This is a genomic window from Bacteroides sp. D1 (genome assembly GCF_000157095.2).
Lineage (GTDB): Bacteria > Bacteroidota > Bacteroidia > Bacteroidales > Bacteroidaceae > Bacteroides > Bacteroides xylanisolvens.
The window spans coordinates 473227-496057 of the sequence record NZ_JH114343.1 but is presented as its reverse complement, the minus strand read 5'-3'; the positions used below and the strand labels follow the sequence as shown (position 1 = coordinate 496057).

Genomic DNA, 22831 nt, shown 5'->3' with positions numbered 1-22831 from the left:
TTTATGATTATTGTCTACTATCTTCACAGAGGGAACAGATTATCTCGCCATTTTATAAATTTCATTGCCTGCCATCAAAAAAGCACCAACTCCATAAACTTCCGTCATGTCACGAGTCACTTTCTTCGGGTCGGCACCGATTTGCTGCACATAACCCAGTTTCCCATTCGGTTCCACAGCCGAGACTAATGCATTCCAGCCTTTTATCATTACAGGAAGATAAATTTCCTTATCCAATAAACCTTCGTTTATTCCATAAGCAATGGAATAGACAATGAAAGTAGTGCAACTCGTTTCCGGTGATGGATAAGAGGCAGGATCCAAAAGACTGGCATGCCAGAAACCGTCCGGATGCTGTAATCCGGCAACACGGGTAGCCAGTTTTGCAAATAATTCCTCATAGAATTTGCGGTTCTTATCTTTCTTGGGCAGTTCCTTTAATATTTCAACCAGACCACCAAGCACCCAACCGTTGCCACGTCCCCAAAAGACTTTCTTACCATTGGCTTCGCGCTTATCAAAATAACGCCAGTCACGGTAGAACAAGTTTTCTTCTTTATCGAACAGGTAATCATAAGTCGCTTTATACTCACGATTCATAAATTTGATATATTTTTTCTCTCCGGTCAGCATATACAGTTTGGCATATACAGGGGGAGCCATAAAGAGAGCATCACACCAAGTCCAACGTTCCAAGGTCTTTAAGTCTCCCTCCACCAGCTTGAAACTACCTTCGGATGGATGATTGACAATCCATTCCGTACGGGCGAGCGTAGGGATAATCATTGCTTCGTCTTTGTACTTGCGGTATAAATCCAAAAAGGACTGTGATACAGCGATGTCATCAGCATGATAAAACCGTTTGTCCGGCTGCCAGCAATTCCGTCGGCCTATACGGGTAAGCCACTTATAATATGTATCATCATTGTCTTCTTTTTCAGCCAATTCCGCCCAATCCACCATGCCGACATAAAGAGCACCTTGCGGCCAGTTCAAGTCGTCATGTTCAGGAGCGGGGTGTGGATTGGCAATCTGCCAATCCGCCACCTTTCGCATGATAGACTTTATTTCTGCTTTTTGAAAAGGAATCTCCGTTGCCATTATAAAAACGGAACATAACAGAGACGCTCCCAATAAAAGTGTTTTTTTCATTCTATATTTATTTGTTTATCATTCGGTCATTACAGTTCAACTGTAGCCTTTAAAGGCAATTGACTGGAAACAGGCCCGACTAAGATCTCAAAGTCTCCTTTTTCCACTACAAAGCGGTGTTGATTCATATCGTAAAAAGAGAATGCATCCTCATCCAGCACAACAGCAACCCGCTTCTTCTCCCCTTTCTTCAAGAATACCTTTTCATATCCTTTCAGTTCTTTCAACGGACGGGGAACAGAAGACTGTACATCATGCACATACACCTGTGCCACCTCCGAAGCATCCATCTTACCTGTATTCTCTATATCAAAGCTAACGGTAACCTGATGCTCACCCGTTTTCTCTGCAGCCATATTACTATAAGCGAAAGTAGTATAGGACAAACCGTAGCCAAACGGATAGAAAGGTTCTTTTCCCGAACGGTCGTATCCACGATAACCGACAAAGACACCTTCGGAATAGTCTACACGCTTAATCTCCGCCTTTAAGTTCTCGTAATAACTGCCGTGCACCGGATTATCGTCCCATTTCCACTCGATAGAAATCGGTAGCTTTCCACTTGGAGAAATCTTACCGGTCAGGATTTCAGCTATCGCCTGGCCGCCTTCCTGTCCCGGATACCAGGCCATAAGAATCGCTTTTGCGGCATCATACCAGTTAGTGAAATCCACACCGCCACCGGCGTTCAGTACAACCACAACATTGGGATGCATGGAGGCAATCTTCTTGATAAACAATTCCTGATAGCGGAGCAAGGCAAACGGACGGTCAAAGCCTTCGCCTTCGGTATTACTATTGAAACCTGTGCAGAACACAACATTATCCACCTTTGCCAATCCTTGACGAAGTTTCGCCTCATTAAGGCTATAAGCATTAAAACGAATGATGGCCGAAGAAATATTGTCAAAGAATTCAATCCGGAAACGGTATTCCTTACCACCCTCAACCGGCAGTTCAACTTCACGGCTAGAGTAGGAATGATTTCCCCAATCTCCCGTAATATGCTTGTCATTCACAAACAGACGATAACCGTCATCACCACCGATATGAAGTTTCAACTGACCGTCAGTTTGTGGCATGTAGCAGGCTGTCCAACGGACAGAGAACCCATCTGTCGGAAAGCCGTCCAAAGGTGCTCCATATCCCCAGTCATAATCAACAGAGGATTCCGTGCGTATTACTTCAGGCTGTCCCGAAAGGGTCTTGTTTTTAAAGTATTCAGCTTTGAAGCCTTTCATCTGACGATTAGCATCAGTATAAAACTCATGGACAATATCTTCATAAATCACATCATCCGTCAATAGTAACAGATTCTTTTTCTTCAATTCCTTCAAGCCTTGAGCCACTGAGACGGTAGAAAAAGGAGTGACAAAACCACTGCCGCCACCGGTAGGAATCAAATTTGCATTAGGCCCCATCACGGCTGTCTTTCCTTTCAGCGGGAGCAAGTTTCCTTCATTCTTCAACAGGACTACACCCTCGCGCGCCAGCTCTAAAGCTGTCTGGCGGGAGAAAGGATTATCCTCTGCGATGTTACTATCTTTCTGTTCCTTATCCAGCATATCATAAGCAATCAGAGTTTGCAGGATGTGTTGTACTTTCAGGTTGATGGTTTCTTCTGTCACTGTGCCGGCTTTGATAGCAGGCAACAGATTCTCCAAATTCATAAAACGTCCTTTCGGCATTTCGAGGTCAAGTCCGGCGTTAGCAGCGCCTACGGCGGAATATACAGAAGTCCAGTCCGACATCAGAATACCTTTGAAGCCCCAAAGATTGCGCAAGACATCAATATTCAGCCATTTATGTTCGGTGGCATGGACACCGTTCAACAGATTGTAGCTGTTCATTACGGCGCCGACATTGGCTTCCTGTACTGCTTTCCGGAAAGCCGGGAAATAGATTTCCTGCAAAGTACGTTCGTCTATGTCAGAGCTGGCATGGTGGCGGCTCCATTCCTGGTTGTTGGCAGCAAAGTGTTTGATTGTAGCAATGACTCCTTCCGATTGTACTCCCAGGATATATTGTTTCGCCGTTTCACCTGTCAAGTAAGGGTCTTCACCGAAGTATTCAAAGTTACGGCCGCACAACGGAGCACGATAGATATTCACGCCCGGACCCAACAGGATATTAACTCCTCTTGCCTTGGCATCCTGTCCCAAGCCTTGCCCTAACTTATAAAGTAATTCCCGGTTCCAAGTAGAAGCGGAAAGTATTCCGGAAGGATATAAAGTGCTCTTGGGAGCATGATTACGAATTCCCTGCGGCCCGTCAGCCAACTTGATTTCAGGTATTCCCAAACGGGGAATGGCACGCAGAGAAAAACTGGTATATCCGGAGATATACTCTATTTTCTCTTGCAAAGTCATTTTTGATACAATGTCCTTCGCACGTTGTTCGGCTTGGGGAGTGATTGTTTGTGCACAGGTTAATATGCTCCATAGCATACATAAACCTATGCCTCCTATTTTCTTTTTCATGGTGATTCTGTGTTAATATAATATGTGTAAAAAACCAACTTAGCTATCAGCTCTTCACACACTTTTGTTCTTTACATTTTTAGTCTATCAGTTCTATTTTAACGGTCTGTCCTTGTACCAGAATATGATATTCGCCGGCTTCAAGGAAGCGTTTACCATCCTCATTGACAAAACCGAAATCACGTTCCAGGTCGATGTCGAAACGGAAAGTCTTCGTTTCGCCGGCTTTGATAAGTTGTTTCTCAAAGTGTTTCAGTTCTTTCACCGGACGGGTGATAGAGCAATAAGGATCGGAGATAAACCAATGAACAGTCTCTGCTCCGTCGCGAGAACCGGTGTTGGTGACAGTCACTTCTGCCGACAGTTTATCGCCGCGCTTCACTTTAGTAGCAGAAGGGGTAACAGTGCCATACTTAAATTCGGTATAACTTAATCCATGCCCGAACGGATATAACGGATCGCTTGTTATATCTTTATAAAATCCCTGATGTCCGCGTCCGCTCTTGCGGCGATTATAATAAATAGGAATTTGTCCTGTGGAATAAGGGAACGTCATGGCTAGTTTACCGGAAGGGTTGATACGTCCTGATAAAATACCTGCCATTGAACGTGCACCATTTATTCCCGGTTGCCATATCTCCAATATAGCATCACAAAGAGGTTCCATGCGATTTAACTCCAAGGGACGTCCATTAGAAAGTACCAATATAACAGGTTTACCAGCCTCCTTTAGCTCTTTCACCAATTCTTCCTGAATCTGTGGCAAAGCAATCGTAGAACGGGAGGCATTCTCACCACTCCAGGTAAGCATCTCGCCCAAACAAACAATGACTACATCAGACCAACGAGCAACGTCCAATGCGCCAGCAAAACCTGAACGGTCATTGCCCTGCGGTTTGCATCCCATTGCATAACGTAATTCGGCATCTCCTCCAAACTCGGCAGTCAACCCATCATAGAGCATTTCCACATCCGTATCTTTTCCATGTCCGCACCAGGAACCCAATAAGTCCCAACCATTTTTTGCCATTGGACCTACTACGGCAATCTTTTTTTTGTTTGTAAGTGGTAATATCTGATTGTCATTTTTCAACAACACCATTGATTCTGCTGCCAGTTGAGCGGCCACAGCCATACTTTGCGGACGGAAAAAACGATCCTTCTCATTAGTAACCGGAGTATAAGGACGTTCGAACAAACCCAGACGGAATTTTACACGCAATACTCGACGGACTGATTCGTCAACTTGTGCCATTGTTACCTTACCTTCCTCTACAAGCTCTTTCAGATGACGATCGTAGGCATGAGACATCATATCCATTTCAAGCCCCGCATTAAAAGCATACCGAGCAGCATCTTTCTTTGTAGCGGCTAATCCCTGATTCTTTAACTGTTCCACAGCCCCCCAGTCAGACACAATGAACCCGTCATGTTTCCAACGTTTCTTTAATATCTCGGTCATGATATAAGGATTAGCTGACCCGGGTACTCCACTGATGTCATTGAAAGAACTCATCAAAGTGGGCGCACCAGCTTTCACTCCCATCTCATAGGGCAGTAGATAAGTATCCCAAAGAGTTTGAGCTGAAATTTCGGTATAAACATAATCTCGCCCAGCCTCCGAAGCACCATAACCTACATAGTGTTTCAGACAAGCAGCCATACGGTTCTCTGCTGACATATCATCTCCCTGATACCCACGCACCGAAGCAGCGGCAAACACTCCATTTGTATAAGGATCTTCACCATATCCTTCGGCTACACGTCCCCATCGAGGATCACGTGCCACGTCGATCATGGGAGAAAAAGTCCAATCAACCCCAGACATGCGGGCTTCTTGTGCAGATACCGCACATGCCTGTTCTACCAATCCCGGATTCCATGAACAGGCCTGCCCCAACGAAATAGGATATATGGTGCGAAAACCATGAATAGCATCGTAGCCAAAAATGATGGGAATGCCCAAACGAGATTCTTCCATCGCTTTTTTCTGCATACTATTACGCAACTCTGGATTTATATCAAAGTAAATCAAAGAACCAATCTCTGACGGTACTTTTTTCACTTCTTCGCCAACATTATTCACATTGTTATTTCGTCCCAATGTATATTGGTTTAGCTGCAAAACCTTTTCCTCCAATGTCATACGCGATATTAAATCATCAATACGTTTTTCAATTGGAGCTTTGGCATCCTTATACAAAGGAATACTCTTTTTATCTTTTGACGAAAGAGAATGTGTGACTCCCAATAGGCACAATCCCAAAATCAAAACTTTTTTTCTCATCAATGTTTTCGTCAGTTAATTATTATTTCTAGTTTTCAGATGTATATCAGGCAATACGTAAGCAGATACTTATTCCAGCCATTCCATGCACTTATCATTTAGCTAAGTACCAGATACTTACAATCAGTTCATTGGAGATATATGCCCAACGAACCGGAGAACTATGACCTGCCAATACATTCATTTCCAACAATTAATGTATCTCGTAGCAATTGACTATGACTTACCGAGCGGTAACTTCAAATAATTTCAACCATCCGGCAGATGTTACATTGTTCTTCACAGCAAGGTGAATTCCAATCTCATTCTGCTTTGCCGTGTCAACAATACCAACAGCCCACATGTATTTACCTGCCTCCACGCCTTCAACCCGGGTTGTAAACGTATATGATTTAGCCGTACCTTTCACCCAATCACAAGCTTCCGGTTCTCCATCAACAAATACATACTTCGGTTTATCATTCTTGATGTCCAATAAAGCAAAAGCCACTTTATATTTATTCTTCCACTGGGGAATATTCGTCGGACAATATCCCCAACCAAAATTATTCCAACGGTGCGCTATTTCAATCTGTTTACCATTAGAGATAGTTGTAGGCAAAGAAATTCTGTCCGGAAATAAACGGTAGCTTCCTTCTGTACAGAATTGTTTAACTAATTGGAAAGCTTCATTAAACCATGAATAAGTTTCTCCATTGCGAAAGTCTGAATTATAGCGTAAATCCATCATATTGACGCAGGCTGTTTTAGCCTCATCAAACTCACCCTGACGTACTTCTGCATAATTGGCATATCCATCTCCCTGAATCGAGTTTCCATGAGAATTTTTCACCCAGCCACCTTCCATTACTACAGGAACGAGATACTTCCACTTGGCTATAAAATTGCGTTCCCAAGTAGAATAATAAGTTTTCATACCAAACGCATCGTGACGTAATGAATATCCTTTAGCTACTGCTTTTCCTATTAATCTTTCAGTATCTTTATCATAGTTATTGCCATCCCATTCTTTACTTGTACCTATCCAACGATGATAATTTACAAACACAGGAACTTTATCAAATACTTGAGAATATAAATCTGTCACCCAATCGAAAACAGCCTCACGAGTCGGCAGCTCCGGTTTTCCCAACTCACGCACCTGATAGTACCATACACTATGATACTCTCCCCATTTTCCAAATCCTGAACCACTTACAAACTGTACTTTGTCGGGATCATTAAAATCCTTAGCCAAAGCCCTGATAAATTTCTCATAATATTTCTGGAAAATAGGATCATCCGGATAGGGAGACCATACTTTTACTGAACCTGTTTGTGTTTCATATCCTTTCGCGCCAGCCTCTTTTACAAAATTCGGAGTAAAATTATAGTGCTTATCACGGCTATCCACCACAAAAGTAAAGGCCAATTTCATATTTCTTTGCTTAGCTCCCTCTATCAACATCTTCAGTCGCTTAGCCGAAGGGGTATCACAATCGGAGTTCCATGCATATTTTCCTTCTTCAGGATTAAAATCAGCCCAGGCACCACGAAGGTATAAGGTATTTGCATAATCAGAGACCTTTACAGTGCCTTCCGATGACGGGAAATTATCATAATCCTGCCAGAATGTGGAAGATAAACCATCACCAATACCCGCATATAATACCCATCCGGAAAGAGGATTATGCAAAATGATATTTCGATTCTGCTTTACCGTAACAATGCTGTTTCCAGGAATAGAAGTATCTTCTACCAAACCATCATCACCATTACCACCTCCTTCTTCATCATTATCACTACCGCAAGCGACTAATGATATAGCCATAGAAAAAATAAGCCCACAACTTATTTTTCTCAAACTGCACATATTTTGAAAATTAATCTTCATACCTATAGCTCTTATTTTTTTATGCTTACTTTCGACAATTTTAACCAGCCCGAATCCAATATATCCCCTTTGGCGGCAATGTCCAGCCCTATGAGATCTTTATTACTCCGGTCAACCAGGCCCACAGCCCAAACATAAGTACCCGTTTCAACTTTGGACATATCCGGCTCAAATACATATTCAGCGGGACTTCCTTTTATCCACTTGGATAAATCTGTATTCGTATCCACAAATGTATATCGCACCTCATTCGTTTCAGAATCGAGCAAAGCGAAAGCTACTTTATATTTTTGATTCCATTGCGGAATATTAGTAGGACAGTACCCCCATCCCATATTGTTCCAGCAATGTTTAATAGTCGGAGTTGTTTTTTTAGAGACTTCTAACGGTAAAGAGATCTCACTGGGGTAGAGCCTATACCCGCCTTCCCGAAGGAATCGGCGTACTAAATCAAAAGCATCTTTAAACCAAGACTCTGTATCGCCAAAACGGAAATCCATCATATTGACATGTGCCTCTTTGCTGTCATCAAACTCACCGCGTCTTACGTCCTCGTGTGAATCCTTACGATATCCTCTAGGATCCTGCCAATAACTATGTGATTTGACAATCCAGCCACCTTCCATAATAATGGGGCAGATATTACGATATTTTTTTGCGAACCTACGCTCCCAACTGCCATAATAGGTTGTCATGCCAAATGCATCATGACGCAATGAATATCCTTTCTTGATTGCTTCTTCCAACATTTCTTCACTGTCAGCAGCAAAATGTTCATCATCTACCCAATCTTTTCCCGCACCAATCCATCTATGGTAGTTAATTACTACTGGAACTTTATCAAAAGCTTGAGAATATATATCTGTCACCCAATCGAAAACTGCTTTCTTTGGAGTATCATCACCTGTTGAATAAATCATTGTATGATATTCTCCCCATTTCCCAAGTCCGAATCCATCTATAAATTCAACTTTCGAAGGATCGTTGAAATCTTTAGCCAGAGCCTTCACAAATTTAGTATAGTACTTCTGAAAAACAGGATCGTCAGAATAAGGTGACCATTTACCTTTATTCATAAATCCTTTTGCACCGGCATCTTTTACAAATTGAGGAGTAAATTCTGTTCTCTTATCACGACTGTCAACTACAACACGAAATGCCAAACGCATATTCCGCTGATAAGCTCCTTCAATATATGCTCTTAAATTAGAATCAATTTTCCAACCATATACATCTTCCTGTGGATTAAAATCTGTCCAACTAGCGCGAATATAAAGCGTATGAGCATAATCTGTCACACTAACATTGTGTCCTAGTTCAGGAATATACATATGGTCATACTGTGCCCAAAAATCTGCAGCATCCACTCCCATACTTGCATAGAGCACCCATCCTGTAAGCGGGTTATGAAGAATACGCAAAGAATCAGGCTGAATCGTAACTATGTTATTCTCCGGTAGTTCCTTATCAAATGAAACGGCTGAATTCTCGTCTCCGAAAACAGGAGATAAAAGGAACATAAACAGACAAAGAGACACAATTACTCTATAATAACTAATCTTTCTTATAACCATACTACTAATTGTTTTTTAAAGAGTGCTATATCATTGTTCTCTTTATTCATATAAAAATCACGAGATTGATATAGCACTCTTAATTTTATCCTGCTTGATTATCTCTTATCAAAGAAGACTGTCAGTTCTTTAATATCTAATTCTATGTAATTAACTCCTACAGGTACACTAAAGAAGGCATAGCGGTTGTGAGATTGCCCTCCGACTACAGTCTGTTTCTGATTGTAGTCACTCTCTGCAATATCAAGGCAACCGTCATAAGATCCTCTGATGGCATCTGCTGTTGAACCAAAGGTATAGCAACCTGCACTTTGCGGTCCGACTTTAAAGTTCAATCCACCCGGATGTGCATTTCCATCTTTGTCTTTAATGGAATTCTTTCTGGGTAACTCCGCTCCTTTGTATATAAACAAATAAGGATTTGCCAAACTAGGTGTCATAGAATGAGCCATAGTGAATCCTGTATCACCAGTGCCATCTTTAGCCCATCCATCGTATGGTCCCCAAATAAAGACTCTTTCAATAGTGGTAGTCATCGTATTATTATTCCATGTCCACGAAACAACCATTGGTTTAGGATCTGTTTCGGGGGAGTAAATCGTAACCTTTTTAGTATTTATGTTAATCACAACACGATAGACACCCGCAGTCTTGATATTCCAATGATAAGCAAGTGCAGCTGCTTCCGGACTCATTGTCGAGATATTCATTGCTGTACCATCTGTAAAATCGCCCGATTCTTCGGGAGCAATAGCCATATCTTTCTGTCCATTAAACAAGATCGGGAAATAAATAGTACCAGGTTGCAGTTCTGCATGGAACGCATATTGATTTTCATCTTCTATCGTGCGAGTCATCTCTACATCTGCACTAACACAAGTTCCGGCAATATAGATTTTATCAGCTTCTATAAAATTACTAGCCAAACCTATAGTAACGGTACGTGTTTCAAAATCTACCACTACACGATACTGCCCATCTTCAGGAATCACCCAATATCCAGCATTATCTATCCCCTTAATTTTAGCTTCCATTGCTCCATCAGTAATCTGTTGTTCTGCAGCAACTGGTGAGATGGCATTAATCTTATTTTCATCTTTCCAAACAATCGGGAAGTGAAGATTACCTGCCTTCAAGTCACAAATGGAAACATAACGCTTCGGCTGACTTTCCATTGGCAAGATTTCAAGATCTTCACCATCAACAGCTGTGCCTGACATATAAAGATGGTCTGCTACAAAAGTCTTTTCAGAATACATCTTTACTTTTATAGTAACTGTAGAAACTTCCGGTTTTACAAACTTAGGTCCTTCTACAGAACCGATAATACGGGCTTGTAACTTTACTAAATCACCAGGCTGCTGCTTCCACTTTGACACCAATAAACTCTGCAATTCTTTATGAGTATAACTTTTAGAAAAATCATCATCAATATACTCCCTTATCATTGTGTTTGTTCCAAAACTGTTATTTTCCAGATCCATTTTATAAAGATAGGAAATATAATAGTCAGAGCCTATTGGGTCAGCTTCCGTCCAGTTTAACGTCAATGCAACCTCATCCGGGGTATCTTCCTTGAGTTCTATTTCATAATCAGAAGGAGTAAGAACTAAACTTGTACGATTGTCGAGCGAATTAGTAGCATCGTCATCATCATTGCATGCTACTATGAAACACGAAGCAAGTGTCAGGAAGAAGAACCGTAAAAGGTTCTTCTTAAATATATATCCGTTTTTCATATCTATATTCAATATATTAATATTATAACTATTTATTGGTTTCCGACGGTCCAGTCAGGAGTTTGTACCAAATTCCAATTCTTATCAATATCGTCCTGTGGAATAGGCCACCAATAGCTTATAAACTTACGTGTCTGATATACTGTACGAGTATAATATTTATTTCTATAGTCCGCATCGGATACTTTAATATAAGCATTCATGCCATAAAAATCACCATCCAATACTTTCTCGGCTAATTTCCAGCGACGCAGATCATTAAAACGAAGTCCAGATTCACAATTCAATTCCACACGCCTTTCTTGACGAATTAACTCGCGCATTTCTACAGGATCTGATGGGGCTGTTATCTTGCCTTCTTCAGCTGAAACACTATATTCGGGAATACCCGCACGCTCACGAATCAAATTGACATATTTCAGAATCTCTTTTTGATTGGCAGTATAAGTGCCCTTCTCAATGCTATATTCATTCAACGCCTCAGCATAACTTAAATAGATCTCTGCTAAACGACATAATGCACCATGACGGTTTTTATAATCTCCACTACCTTCTTTGGGATTTGCAGATGGATCTACTCTCTTACGTACCAGATAGCCGCTCCATGGAGCGTCATGAGAAGGACCACCGTCTTTACCATCCATATAGAAATCTGTATTTCTCTTACCACCAATATGCCATTGTTCGTTATGCAGTACTGAAATATAAAAACGAGGTTCGCGGTCACAATACATTTTATAGGTATTGGCATCTACAACTACATTTTCATCTTTATTACGATCTCCTTCTGAAGACCCATACTGCCACTTTGTAGAATAAGTCTCTTTTTGCGTACTAAAGCCTGTCTCTGAATAATTAGCATCAGGGTTAACTTTAGGAGAACCATCCGAATTATAGCCTATAATAGGTCTTTGACCATTTCTCATGAAAAAAGCATCAACCAAAGATTGAGTTATTCCGATCGCTCCCACTCCATTAATACCCAAACCACGTGGAATACAGTTTTTATCATACCATCCACCGGAATCCATTGTGCGAACAAACAGTAATTCTCTGTTAGCTTCGTTCCATCTCTTCATCACTGCATTCTGATAAGAAAGAAAAGGATCAATATCACCGTTATCCAAATATTCATAATGCAAATGATAGCCAGCGGCTTCCGCCTCATCGATAACCAGTTTACAAGCATCTACTGCTCTTTTCCATCGTTCCGGATCATGTGCAGAATTAAAGATAGGAGTTCCATCAATGTTTTTTATATTCGCCAATGCAGGATTACCATTCACCAAGTCACTTGCAGCAAATAATAACATACGCGCACGCATTGCCAAACATCCAACAGAAGTCACACGGCCATATTTCTTATCTTCAGTTTGAGTGGCAGGCAATTGTTTTGAAGCTTCCAGCATTTCTTGATCCGCCCAATCAATTACATTATAAAACGGCTCTTGTTTCAACATCAGATCATCAGCCGAAGTACTTTCACTAGCCTCGCGAATAATAGGAACTGAACCATAAGCTATAGCCATCATAGAATTATAATAAGCTATAAAGAAACGGCATTCAGCTTTCATAAAGTCTACTTCTTCAGCCGGTACAGCCTCCAATGGGTGAGCATGTTTTATAAACAAATAAGCAGAACGAATATATTTGGGATAAGTATTCCAATAAGCAATTACCCCGGGATTGTCTGCTGTCCAGTTACCTTTTTGATATTGAATGGCTTTAAATCCTTGCGCTTCCCAACCAACTGAAGGAATCAGTTCATCAGCTATGGCATCGGGACCATCATAAGTATAATATTCGGGCAGGCCGCGATAAACATATGCCAGCCAACGTTCCATATTCTTTTTATTCTCAAATACTGATTCTAAATCCAACTGGTCATCCGGTTGCTTATCCAGATAATCAGAACAAGAAGAAAAAGTAAATGTCGTAATAATACTTAGTACTATAAATTTTAATATGCTATTTTTCATATGCGCTATTATTAGAATTTAATTTCAAAACCTGCAGATAACGATTTCATAATTGGGTACGCAGCCCCTGTAGTATTTTCGACTTCCGGATCCCACAAATCAAATTTTGAGAATGTCAAAAGATTTGTTCCTCTCACGAAAAGACGAATGCCTGATATAACTGTAGTATTTCTCCACAAATTCTTTGGTAAGGAATAACCAAGTTCAATGTTTTTTAAACGTAAAAAACTCATATTCCGCAGCCACCATGTAGATGGTTGGTTATTATTACTATTTATACCGTCATCCAATCGCGGATAAAATACGTTCTGACTTGGGTTGTCTACAGTCCAACGATCATTTGCATTAGTAAACATATTGCCTGTCACTCCTCTATTGGCACCCGGAATAATGCTTGATCCTAAAATATTCCAACTACGACCTATTCCTTGAAAGAGAGCTCCAAAATCTAAATTCTTATATTTCATATTCAGTCCAAAGCCATATACTATCTCTGGATCTTTTGTTCCTCCGATTGGAGATTTATCAAATACGTCCACTTTACCATCACCATTGACATCCCTGTATCTGATATCTCCCGGGCGGAGTTTGCTTACAAAACTTTGAGTCGGAATTCCTTCTTTCAGTTTACCTGTACTTACGTCTTCAAAATCGTCTTCTGTAAACAAACCTTCTGCTATATAGCCAGTTAATTGCCCTACCGGATGTCCTGTTTCAGCACGGTTAGTACCAACTACTGCACTAGGTTCATCCTTTTCTGTTATTTCATTATGAGCATAGGTAAATGTTCCCATTAAGCTGACAAATAAGTCTTTGCCAAACTGTTTATTAACATTTAAGGAAACTTCTACACCCTGATTAGTCACTTTTCCAAAATTCTTCCAAGGCTGCTTCATAAATCCAGCCGTCATCGGAACAGACTCACGTGGCATAAATATATCTTTACGGCGTTCGTCGAAATAATCTAATTGCAAATCAATCATACCATTCAGGAAACCTAGCTCAACCCCCAAATTCATCTTATTAACAATCTCCCACGTCAAATCTTGTACAGCAAACTCACCTTCCGCCATACCAGTTAAACCATAACTACTATCCAATCCCCATTTATACATGTTTAATGTATCATAGTCATCGGTAATTGTAGAAAGGTACGCAAAACGGCGTCCACCTAAATTAGCATTACCTACCTGACCATAAGACGCACGCAATTTCAATTTAGATATGACCTTACGCAATGGTTGCATAAATGCCTCTTCCGATACAATCCAGCCAATTGCTCCTGAAGGGAAAAAGCCATAACGTTTACCTTTGGCAAAATTTTCAGAGCCATTATAGCCAAAATTAAATTCACCTACATATTTACCCGAATAGGTATAAGATGCACGTCCTGCCAATCCCTGATTACGGTAAGGCAACTTGCTTCCATCATCATAATTACGACGATTAAACAATAACATTGCAGCAACGGAATGTTTCTCTGCGAATGTACGGTCATAAGACAAAGTTGCTTCCATATATACGCTCTTATTTCCATAGTCACCGCTTTTTGAGTAATCCAGGAAATTAGTACCATTGGATTTTGATGCTATAATCAAATTACCTTCATCATCACGTCCTGTAGCAGGTACATAATAATCCGGTGTCTTTCCACGAGAAACAGTACCTGAAGAAAACCTGTCAAATGAGAATGTACCTTTTACTTTCAATCCCGGAAGTAAGAATTTCAAATCTTGTTCTACAGAAAACAGTGTTTCAATCTTACTGTCACTTCTTCTTTTATATCCACTTTGAGTAGCCCATGCCCAAACGTTTGGCTCCTCTGTTGTCGGTATCTGTCCACTGGAATACTGTGCAGGGAAAGCATGAGGTACAGCAACGAACGCTTTCTGGAAAATTTGAGATATATCTTTCGTTGTAGAATTTCTATCTTGCAAATATCCACCAATATTAAAACGTAATTGCGTAGTAGGACTTAATTTCAAATCCACATTAGAACGAACGTTATAACGTTGCAATTTAATAGTAGGATCCCAATCATAGCTTTTATCACGTTTCAAAATACCACGTTCATTATAGGCAGCAGCAACAAAAGAATAACGTAATGTCTCTGTACCACCAGAAATATCTACTGTTACACGCTGATTCGAAGCATAATCATTTGCAATTGCATCCATCCAATTCACGTCCGGATATAAATCAGGGTCATAACCTGCACGAGTTTTTGCAATACGATCTGTATATTTAGGCTGTTGTCCTGTATCCATCAAGATATCATCCAAAACCTGCATATAATCTGCCGCACCCAAATACTCGGGAAGTTTAACTGGCTGTGTAGCTGCAAATTCAGCCTTCACAGTCACACGAGGTTTACCAACTTGTCCGCGTTTTGTATTAATTAAAATAACACCATTAGCTCCCCGCACTCCATAAACAGCACTTGCAGCAGCATCTTTCAACACAGAAAAAGATTCTATCTCTTCAGGATCAATATTATTCAAATCGCGTTCTATACCATCAATCAAAACCAATGGGTTTTGTCCGGCATCCTGGAATGTACTAATACCACGAATCCAGAAAGAAGAATTATCATATCCCGGTTCACCAGAACGTTGCACAGCTAATACACCGGCAACTGTACCAGCCAGATTATTACTTATTGAACGAGTAGTAGAAACCTTTAACTTAGCAGGTTCAATCGTTGTGATAGAACCAACAACAGACTCTTTCTTTTGTGCGCCATAGGCAACCACTACAACCTCATCTAATTGACCAACATCTTCTACCATTTGTACATTAACAACCTTCCGGTTATTAACAACCTCTTCTTTAGGAACAAAACCAATATAACGGAAAGAAAGCACAGATTTTCTTTCAGGAACAATAATACTATAATTACCATTCATGTCTGTCAATGCATGCACTGTGGAATCATTTTTCAAAATGATTGTTACACCAATCAAAGGCTCACCTTTTTCATCTGAAACGTTACCTGTTACCTTAATACCCTTTTGTTGTATAGTTTGCTGTACTTTAGGAGCTTCTGGCACCGAAATAGTAATTTGTCTTCCCGACATCTTATAATTCAGTCCTGTCTCTGAGAACAACTCTTTTAATACAGCATCTATTTTCTTATTGGAAACTGAAATGGAGACTTTGTTATTCAGATTTTTCTGAACATTAGCAGAGTAAATAAAAATATACTTACTATGTTTTTCGATATAATCTAAAATATCTTTAACTGTAACATTCTCATACTGTACTGAGAATAAATCTTCTTCGGAATTCCAACTAATAGAATTAGTACCGAATGAAGAGAATGGAATCATAAAAAAGACGTTTATAATGCAAAAAAGCTTAAGTCTTTTCTTTAAGTGTAAAAAAATAGTTTTCTTTACCATAAAAATTTCTTTTTAGGTTAACAATTTTGGATTTATTGATTTAACTAGGGAATTACTATCGGGTAAATACGGCAATATTTATCCGATTTTTTTTGTCATAATGGCAGTCTGTTCTTCATAGGCAAACATATTAAAAGATTAATTAAAAAAATTATTTATTTAAATATATACTAGTATCACTTTTTTCGATCGTGAATGGCAGGGTTTGCTGAATACATTCAATCACCTCGTCTATATCATCTTTCAAATCTAATTTCCCATACACTTTTTCTTTACCAATAATTGGCTCACATTGAATAGATATACCATAGTAGATGCTTAGTCTTTGAATGATCTGCGACAAATCATTACCATTCAATAACATGATCCCCTCTACCCAACTAATATACTCTGCTACATCAACTTGCTTCTGATAAGCAATTGTACCATTTGCTATATTCAACAGATCATTAGGATTCAAACGTGCTTTCTTTTCATTCTTATCAGTAACTTCTACCGCACCTTCCACCAATACAATATTAGTTGTTCCTCCTTTATAATTCGAGATATTGAACTTCGTTCCTAACACTTGCAGTTTAAAATCATCAGACTCCACTATAAAAGGATGTTTCTTATCATGCGCAACTTCCAGGAAAACTTCTCCTTGGGCATAGATTTTACGAATGTCTCCTTTAAAACAACGAGGATAAATCACTTTTGACTGGGAATTAACGACCAGCCGAGTCCCATCAGACAATTCTACTCTAGCCCTTTTCCCCGCAGGAACAAGTAGCTGATTATATTCTTGTTCCTCTTTGGTTTTCTCTTCTTTCTCTTTTATCACTTGTGAATTGACAGCAACTTTCCCCTCTTTCGAATACTTAATGAAAACATCTTCATCCAAATTAAGCTGTTCCTTGGAAGTAATAAGAGTCACTTCCTCAACAGATTGGCTATCCATTTCCTTAGCAATAGCCTGAAAGTCTAAATTAACACTTCCATTCTGATTCAAAAAATAAATAGTTGAAATGCAAATCAAAAAGGAAGCAGCAATAGAAGCTGAAGCAACTAAAAAATATTTCTTTCTGCGCTTCATAGCATCTTTTCGCATCTTTCGTTGAGTCTTCTCTATGATAGAAGATGGATCAATCTTTTCCTGCGCACAATTTTCCCAAAAGAATTTCAACTTCTCAGCATCAGGCATAGAAGTAAAATCATCCTCAATATTTTCTTGAGAATTCAAATTACTAAATAAATCTGCGAGACGATGGTATTCTTTCAAGCTCATAATCCTTTTTTAATGTTGTTCTATAGATAAAGACGCAACTAAAAAAAAAATCTCCTAGTCAAAAATGATTTTTTTTCATTTTTCTTAGAAAACAAATAAAAGTGGGATTAGCTATGTGAAAAAATAAGGCATTAATAATGCAGGAGAGTAAAAAACTTAGCTCTTGCGAGATTTCATATTCAATCTTTTAGCAATTTCATCTAACGCAAAAGCAATATGGTTATTGATAGTCTTCACTGATATGTTCAACATATCTGCGATATCTTTATAGGGAAGTCCGTCTATTTTTGCTAAGAAAAAGACATGTTTACACTTGGGAGGAAGTTGTTGAATGGCGTCATTAATTTTAGCCATTTCTTCTTTACTAATCATCTCCTCGGCTGGAGATTGAACCGGCTCAAAAATAAAATCTTCGATATCATCAAATGATAATTCATACTTTCCAGTTTCCTTCCTCAAAAAAGAAATCGCTTTTCGATAGGTGATTGTCTGGATCCAAGCATTCATATTGCCAATTTCAGCCAGACCTTTTCTATTTTTCCAAACTTCAAAAAAAACATCACTCACAATCTCTTCAGCTGACTCCTTCTGGCCAAGTAGCGCAAATGTATAGTGATATAAACGCGAAGAATAATGCTCCATAAAACGATTGAAAGCAATTTCATCGCCGTCTACTATTCTACATATTTCATTATTCTCAAGTTTCACAGAAGTATTTATAGATTATTTCCAATTAACAAAATTGAGCCAAATATAGCAGTATCGTATCAATTACGAAAATAAAACACCATAAAAAGGAATTAAAAGTTATCAATTATAGAAAAATGACTATAATAAAAACATTACCATTTAACTATAAAAGTCTCTTACTTAGATAACGTACAGGATACCATACGGAGAGAAAACCAACGGCTAAAACTGTGATAAAGATTAATACGACATCCCAAGCGTGAACGCTGACAGGATAGGCATCTACAACAAAAGTACCACCACCGCCTCCCAATGAAATTATACCGAATTTCTGTTGGATAAAACATAGGATTAAGCCCAGGACAATACCGGAAATAGCGCCAAAAAGAGAAATGAGACGTCCTTCAAAGAGGAATATTCGGGAGATGAGTTTATCACTAGCTCCAAGACTCCGCAAAGTTACTACATCATCCTTCTTATCCAAGATCAACATAGAAAGGGAGCCTATCACATTAAAACAGGCTATCATTAAAATAAAAGTGAGGAACAAATAAGAGATTAGTTTCTCTATCTCCATAATACGGAAAACATCTGCCTGCTGTTGATAACGATTCTGAACAACAAAATCATCACCTAGTATGTTTTCTATTTTAGATTGTACCGATGAAGTATTTACATTAGGCTTTAATTTCAATTCCATCGCAGAGACTTCTGTAGTATAATCTAGAAGCTGACGAAGAAAACCAAGAGAAGTCAGAATATATTTTCCATCATATTCTTGCTGATTCACCACAAATACGACACCTGGAGAATACAGATAATCACGGTTAAAAGAAGCGCCGGGATTTGCCATATTCACTTTGGAATTTCGCTTGGGAAGATATACCTGAAGAGGATCGACAAACTCCAAACCAGTTCCCAAAGTCGCAACCAATTCCACTCCCATGACGCCATAATTCACGATCGAATCATGAAGAACGAATTCTCCCGCGCCATAAAGTATGCTGTCTATGGCCGTCAGTTCTTCAAAATTATCCTCCACCCCTTTTAGTACAACCATAGCCTGACGGTCCTTGTATTGCACCATTGCATTCTCTTCGAGCGTCTCTGTAAACACCTCCACTTCAGGAAGCGCACAAACAGTACGAATCCGTTCATCTTGTGCATCAAAGACTTTTCCTTCACGGACCGTAATTTTCAACTGCGGATCAAAAGCCGTAAAAAAGCTGGCCACCATATCCTGAAAACCATTAAAAACAGAAAGAGTGCAAACCAAAGCAAGTGTAGCAAGAGCCACCCCACATACGGAAATGCCGGATATGATATTAATAGCATTATGCTTTTTCTTTGAAAAAAGATAACGCCTGGCTATATAAAAAGGGAAGTTCACCTCTGCAATGAGTTATTTCACTTCAGCAATGAATCTATTTTCTCAATATAATCCAATGAATCATCCACAAAGAATTTCAGTTCAGGAATGATACGTAGCTGGTGACGTACACGAGTCCCAAGCTCATAACGAATGGATTTCATATTGTTATTGATATTCTTCACCATCTCTTCTGCTTTCTCTGAAGGAAAAACACTGAGGTAGACACGGGCAATACTCATATCAGGACTGATGCGAACTGCGCTAACAGAGACCAATGTACCCGGCATGGACTTTGTTTGAAGCAGGAATATCTCACTTAGCTCTTTCTGCAACAGGCGAGATATCTTATTCTGTCTGGTTGTTTCCATAAAGTTATTTACTGTTTTACGATTTACTACTTACTATTCTCTTCCTTATGATCGTTAATCCGTCACGCAAAGGAAGTATTACTTTTTCCACTCGCACATCTTGTGCTACCAAATCATTAAAGGCTTTAATACCAATTGTTTGAGCGTCCGTATTACGAGGCTGTTCAAGCACATGCCCGTCCCACAAAGTATTATCAGCAATGATATATCCGCCTTCGGAAAGATACGCCAATGTCATTTCGTAGTATTCAATATACTTACGTTTATCGCCATCAATAAAAGCCATATCAAAAGTAACACCTAAACGCGGAACAAGTTCTAAAGCATCACCTATATAAAAACGAATTTTATCGGCAAACGGTGATTTCTCCAGCCATGGACGGGTAAAGTCCTCTTGTTCATCATTGATCTCAAACGTATGCAACAGTCCACCTTTCGGCAGACCTTCCGCCAAACAAAGGGCGGAGTAGCCGCTATACGTTCCGATTTCCAATATCTGACGAGGCTGAATCATTTCTACAAACATCTTCAGCATCCGTCCCTGCAAATGCCCGGAAGCCATACGAGGACGAAGGAGCTTTACATGCGTATCCCGATAGAGCGATTTCAAGTAATCGCTCTCGGGATCAATATGCTGCAAAATATATTCGTCTATCGATTCGGTTTCCTGCATAAAACTTACCTCTCTAAAAATTAAAGATAACGGTTGTTGTTAGGTAATACAGTCTCCTCTGCATGCTTCAAAGCATCTTCCACTACATTGATTTCGAGGAATGAGGTCTTTGTTCCTGCCTTACCACTACTTAAATAACCTACCATATCGGAAGGCTGCAAACGGCCTTCTTTCAACAGACGACGCAATGCCGCAAAGTAATATTGCTGTCCGTTAGCCAATTCCGGCATATAGATAGCTTCCACACCATAAGACAAAGCCAAATGACGCATTGTCTTTTCTTTATAGCAGATAGCCAGCACTGGATACTTTCCACGGAAAGCAGCCAGATTACGAGCAGTGCGTCCGCTATAACTATCAGTGATAATAGCACGTATTTTTAGCTTAGAAGTAGCTTTTACTGCTTGTTTAGCAAGGAACGCCGTAACATCATTACTATTCTCATCTAACGGAATACGGATATCATTTTCTTCCAGTTTATCTTTTTCTGCCTGAGCCGCAATTTTAGTCATCGTTTTCACCGCTTCTACCGGATACTTACCATAAGCAGTTTCTCCACTCAACATCAAAGCATCTGTACGATAGTAGATTGCATTGGCAATATCAGTCACTTCCGCACGAGTCGGACGAGGATTATTTATCATTGTATGGAGCATTTGAGTAGCAACGATTACCGGCTTCTTTGCCAGAATACACTTGCGAATCAATACACGCTGGATCCCCGGAATACGTTCTTGAGGCACTTCGATACCCAAGTCACCACGAGCAACCATTACGCCATCTGCCACTTCCAGGATTTCATCGATATTATCCACCCCTTCCTGATTCTCAATCTTAGCAATAATCTTAATATCACTATTATGTGCATCCAGAATTTCACGTATGTCAAGTACATCCTGACGGTTACGTACGAAAGAGTGAGCGATAAAATCAATATCCTTTTCGATAGCATAAAGAATATTGTTACGGTCTTTTTCCGTTAATGAAGGAAGATTGATACGAACACCCGGGACATTTACGCTTTTACGGCTTCCCAAAGTAGCATCGTTCTTAACTTCACACAGCAAATAACCATCCGTCTTATCAATAACTTCCAGTTCCAGATCGCCATCATCAATCAGAATCGTACCACCGATATTCAGGTCAGACACAAAGTTCGAATATGAAACAGCAATGCACTCACGGGTTGTTTCCAAATCCGGATTACCTACAATCTTTACTTTCTCTCCTATTTTATATGGAATCGGCTCTGCATTAGCCGTTGTACGAACTTCCGGACCTTTTGTATCCATCAAAATCGCAATACGGTTGGACACAGCACGTACATTTGCAATCAAAGCTTCAAAACCTTCACGGCTAGCATGCGCTGTATTCATACGCACTACATTCATCCCAGCTTCAAACAACTGTTTTATAAAATCCACATCACAACGTCTATCCGAGATGGAAGCCACAATCTTAGTCTGTTTCAATAACATAGTCTTTCTACCTATTTATATTATTACCTTATTTATTATCTATCCAATAAAGCCTCCAAAGCCAAACGGTACGAATTTAGCCCAAAGCCACAAATCACTCCTTTACAAGCACAAGCAATCATCGATACGTGCCGAAAAGACTCGCGACTATGCACATTAGAAATATGCACCTCAATCACCGGAGATGTCACAGAACGAATAGCATCCTGCAAAGCTATGGAAGTATGTGTATACGCACCTGCATTCAAGATTATACCATCCACATCAAATCCCACCTGCTGTATGCAGTCTATCATTTCTCCCTCGATGTTCGATTGAAAATAGTCGATCTCCACGTCAACGTATCTTTTGCGAAGATCAGCCAAGTAATCTTCAAATGTAACGCTTCCGTAAATGGAAGGTTCACGCTTACCCAACAGATTAATATTCGGGCCATTAATAATTTGTATCTTCATCGCGCAATCCTGTTTTTTTATACCTTTGTATCTGAAAGAATGT

At 39.7% G+C, this 22831-nt stretch carries 15 protein-coding genes; all 15 read right to left on the bottom strand.

Annotated elements, in window-relative coordinates; translation table 11 throughout:
- Positions 1–39: 39 nt before the first annotated feature.
- Positions 40–1152, bottom strand: a complete 1113-nt coding sequence (locus BSAG_RS09105; protein WP_004317169.1) for a glycoside hydrolase family 105 protein — start codon at positions 1150–1152, stop codon at positions 40–42.
- Between the two features lie 29 nt (positions 1153–1181).
- Complete coding sequence (locus BSAG_RS09110; protein ID WP_004317167.1) at positions 1182–3632, bottom strand: beta-glucosidase; 2451 nt, start codon at positions 3630–3632, stop codon at positions 1182–1184.
- Between the two features lie 79 nt (positions 3633–3711).
- Entirely contained in the window at positions 3712–5919 is a 2208-nt protein-coding gene (locus BSAG_RS09115; protein ID WP_008770560.1) for a glycoside hydrolase family 3 N-terminal domain-containing protein, read from the bottom strand.
- Positions 5920–6142: 223 nt separating this feature from the next.
- Complete coding sequence (locus BSAG_RS09120) at positions 6143–7792, bottom strand: hypothetical protein (protein WP_004317162.1); 1650 nt, start codon at positions 7790–7792, stop codon at positions 6143–6145.
- Between the two features lie 11 nt (positions 7793–7803).
- On the bottom strand, positions 7804–9366 hold the full coding sequence (locus BSAG_RS09125) for a hypothetical protein (protein WP_004317161.1): 1563 nt from the start codon (positions 9364–9366) through the stop codon (positions 7804–7806).
- 98 nt (positions 9367–9464) lie between these two features.
- Entirely contained in the window at positions 9465–11105 is a 1641-nt protein-coding gene (locus tag BSAG_RS09130; RefSeq protein WP_008770559.1) for a SusE domain-containing protein, read from the bottom strand.
- A 32-nt stretch (positions 11106–11137) separates the two neighbouring features.
- Entirely contained in the window at positions 11138–13084 is a 1947-nt protein-coding gene (locus BSAG_RS09135; protein ID WP_004317159.1) for a RagB/SusD family nutrient uptake outer membrane protein, read from the bottom strand.
- An 11-nt stretch (positions 13085–13095) separates the two neighbouring features.
- Positions 13096–16485, bottom strand: a complete 3390-nt coding sequence (locus tag BSAG_RS09140; protein ID WP_008770558.1) for a TonB-dependent receptor — start codon at positions 16483–16485, stop codon at positions 13096–13098.
- Between the two features lie 151 nt (positions 16486–16636).
- A complete protein-coding gene (locus tag BSAG_RS09145) occupies positions 16637–17752 on the bottom strand; it encodes a FecR family protein (protein WP_004317156.1) in 1116 nt (371 codons plus the stop codon).
- 156 nt (positions 17753–17908) lie between these two features.
- Positions 17909–18460 (bottom strand): RNA polymerase sigma factor, encoded by a 552-nt coding sequence (locus BSAG_RS09150; protein ID WP_004317155.1) that lies wholly within the window; start codon positions 18458–18460, stop codon positions 17909–17911.
- Positions 18461–18605: 145 nt separating this feature from the next.
- Positions 18606–19832: an FtsX-like permease family protein gene (locus BSAG_RS09155; protein ID WP_004317154.1), complete on the bottom strand. Its 1227-nt coding sequence runs from the start codon at positions 19830–19832 to the stop codon at positions 18606–18608.
- Between the two features lie 17 nt (positions 19833–19849).
- Positions 19850–20182, bottom strand: a complete 333-nt coding sequence (rbfA, locus tag BSAG_RS09160) for a 30S ribosome-binding factor RbfA (protein WP_004296522.1) — start codon at positions 20180–20182, stop codon at positions 19850–19852.
- 16 nt (positions 20183–20198) lie between these two features.
- Positions 20199–20855, bottom strand: a complete 657-nt coding sequence (locus tag BSAG_RS09165) for an O-methyltransferase (protein WP_004317153.1) — start codon at positions 20853–20855, stop codon at positions 20199–20201.
- Between the two features lie 20 nt (positions 20856–20875).
- Positions 20876–22333 carry a pyruvate kinase gene (pyk, locus tag BSAG_RS09170; protein ID WP_004317152.1) on the bottom strand — a complete coding sequence of 486 codons (1458 nt, stop codon included), beginning with the start codon at positions 22331–22333 and terminating at the stop codon, positions 20876–20878.
- Positions 22334–22368: 35 nt separating this feature from the next.
- Entirely contained in the window at positions 22369–22788 is a 420-nt protein-coding gene (gene aroQ, locus BSAG_RS09175) for a type II 3-dehydroquinate dehydratase (RefSeq protein WP_004311171.1), read from the bottom strand.
- Positions 22789–22831: the final 43 nt, after the last annotated feature.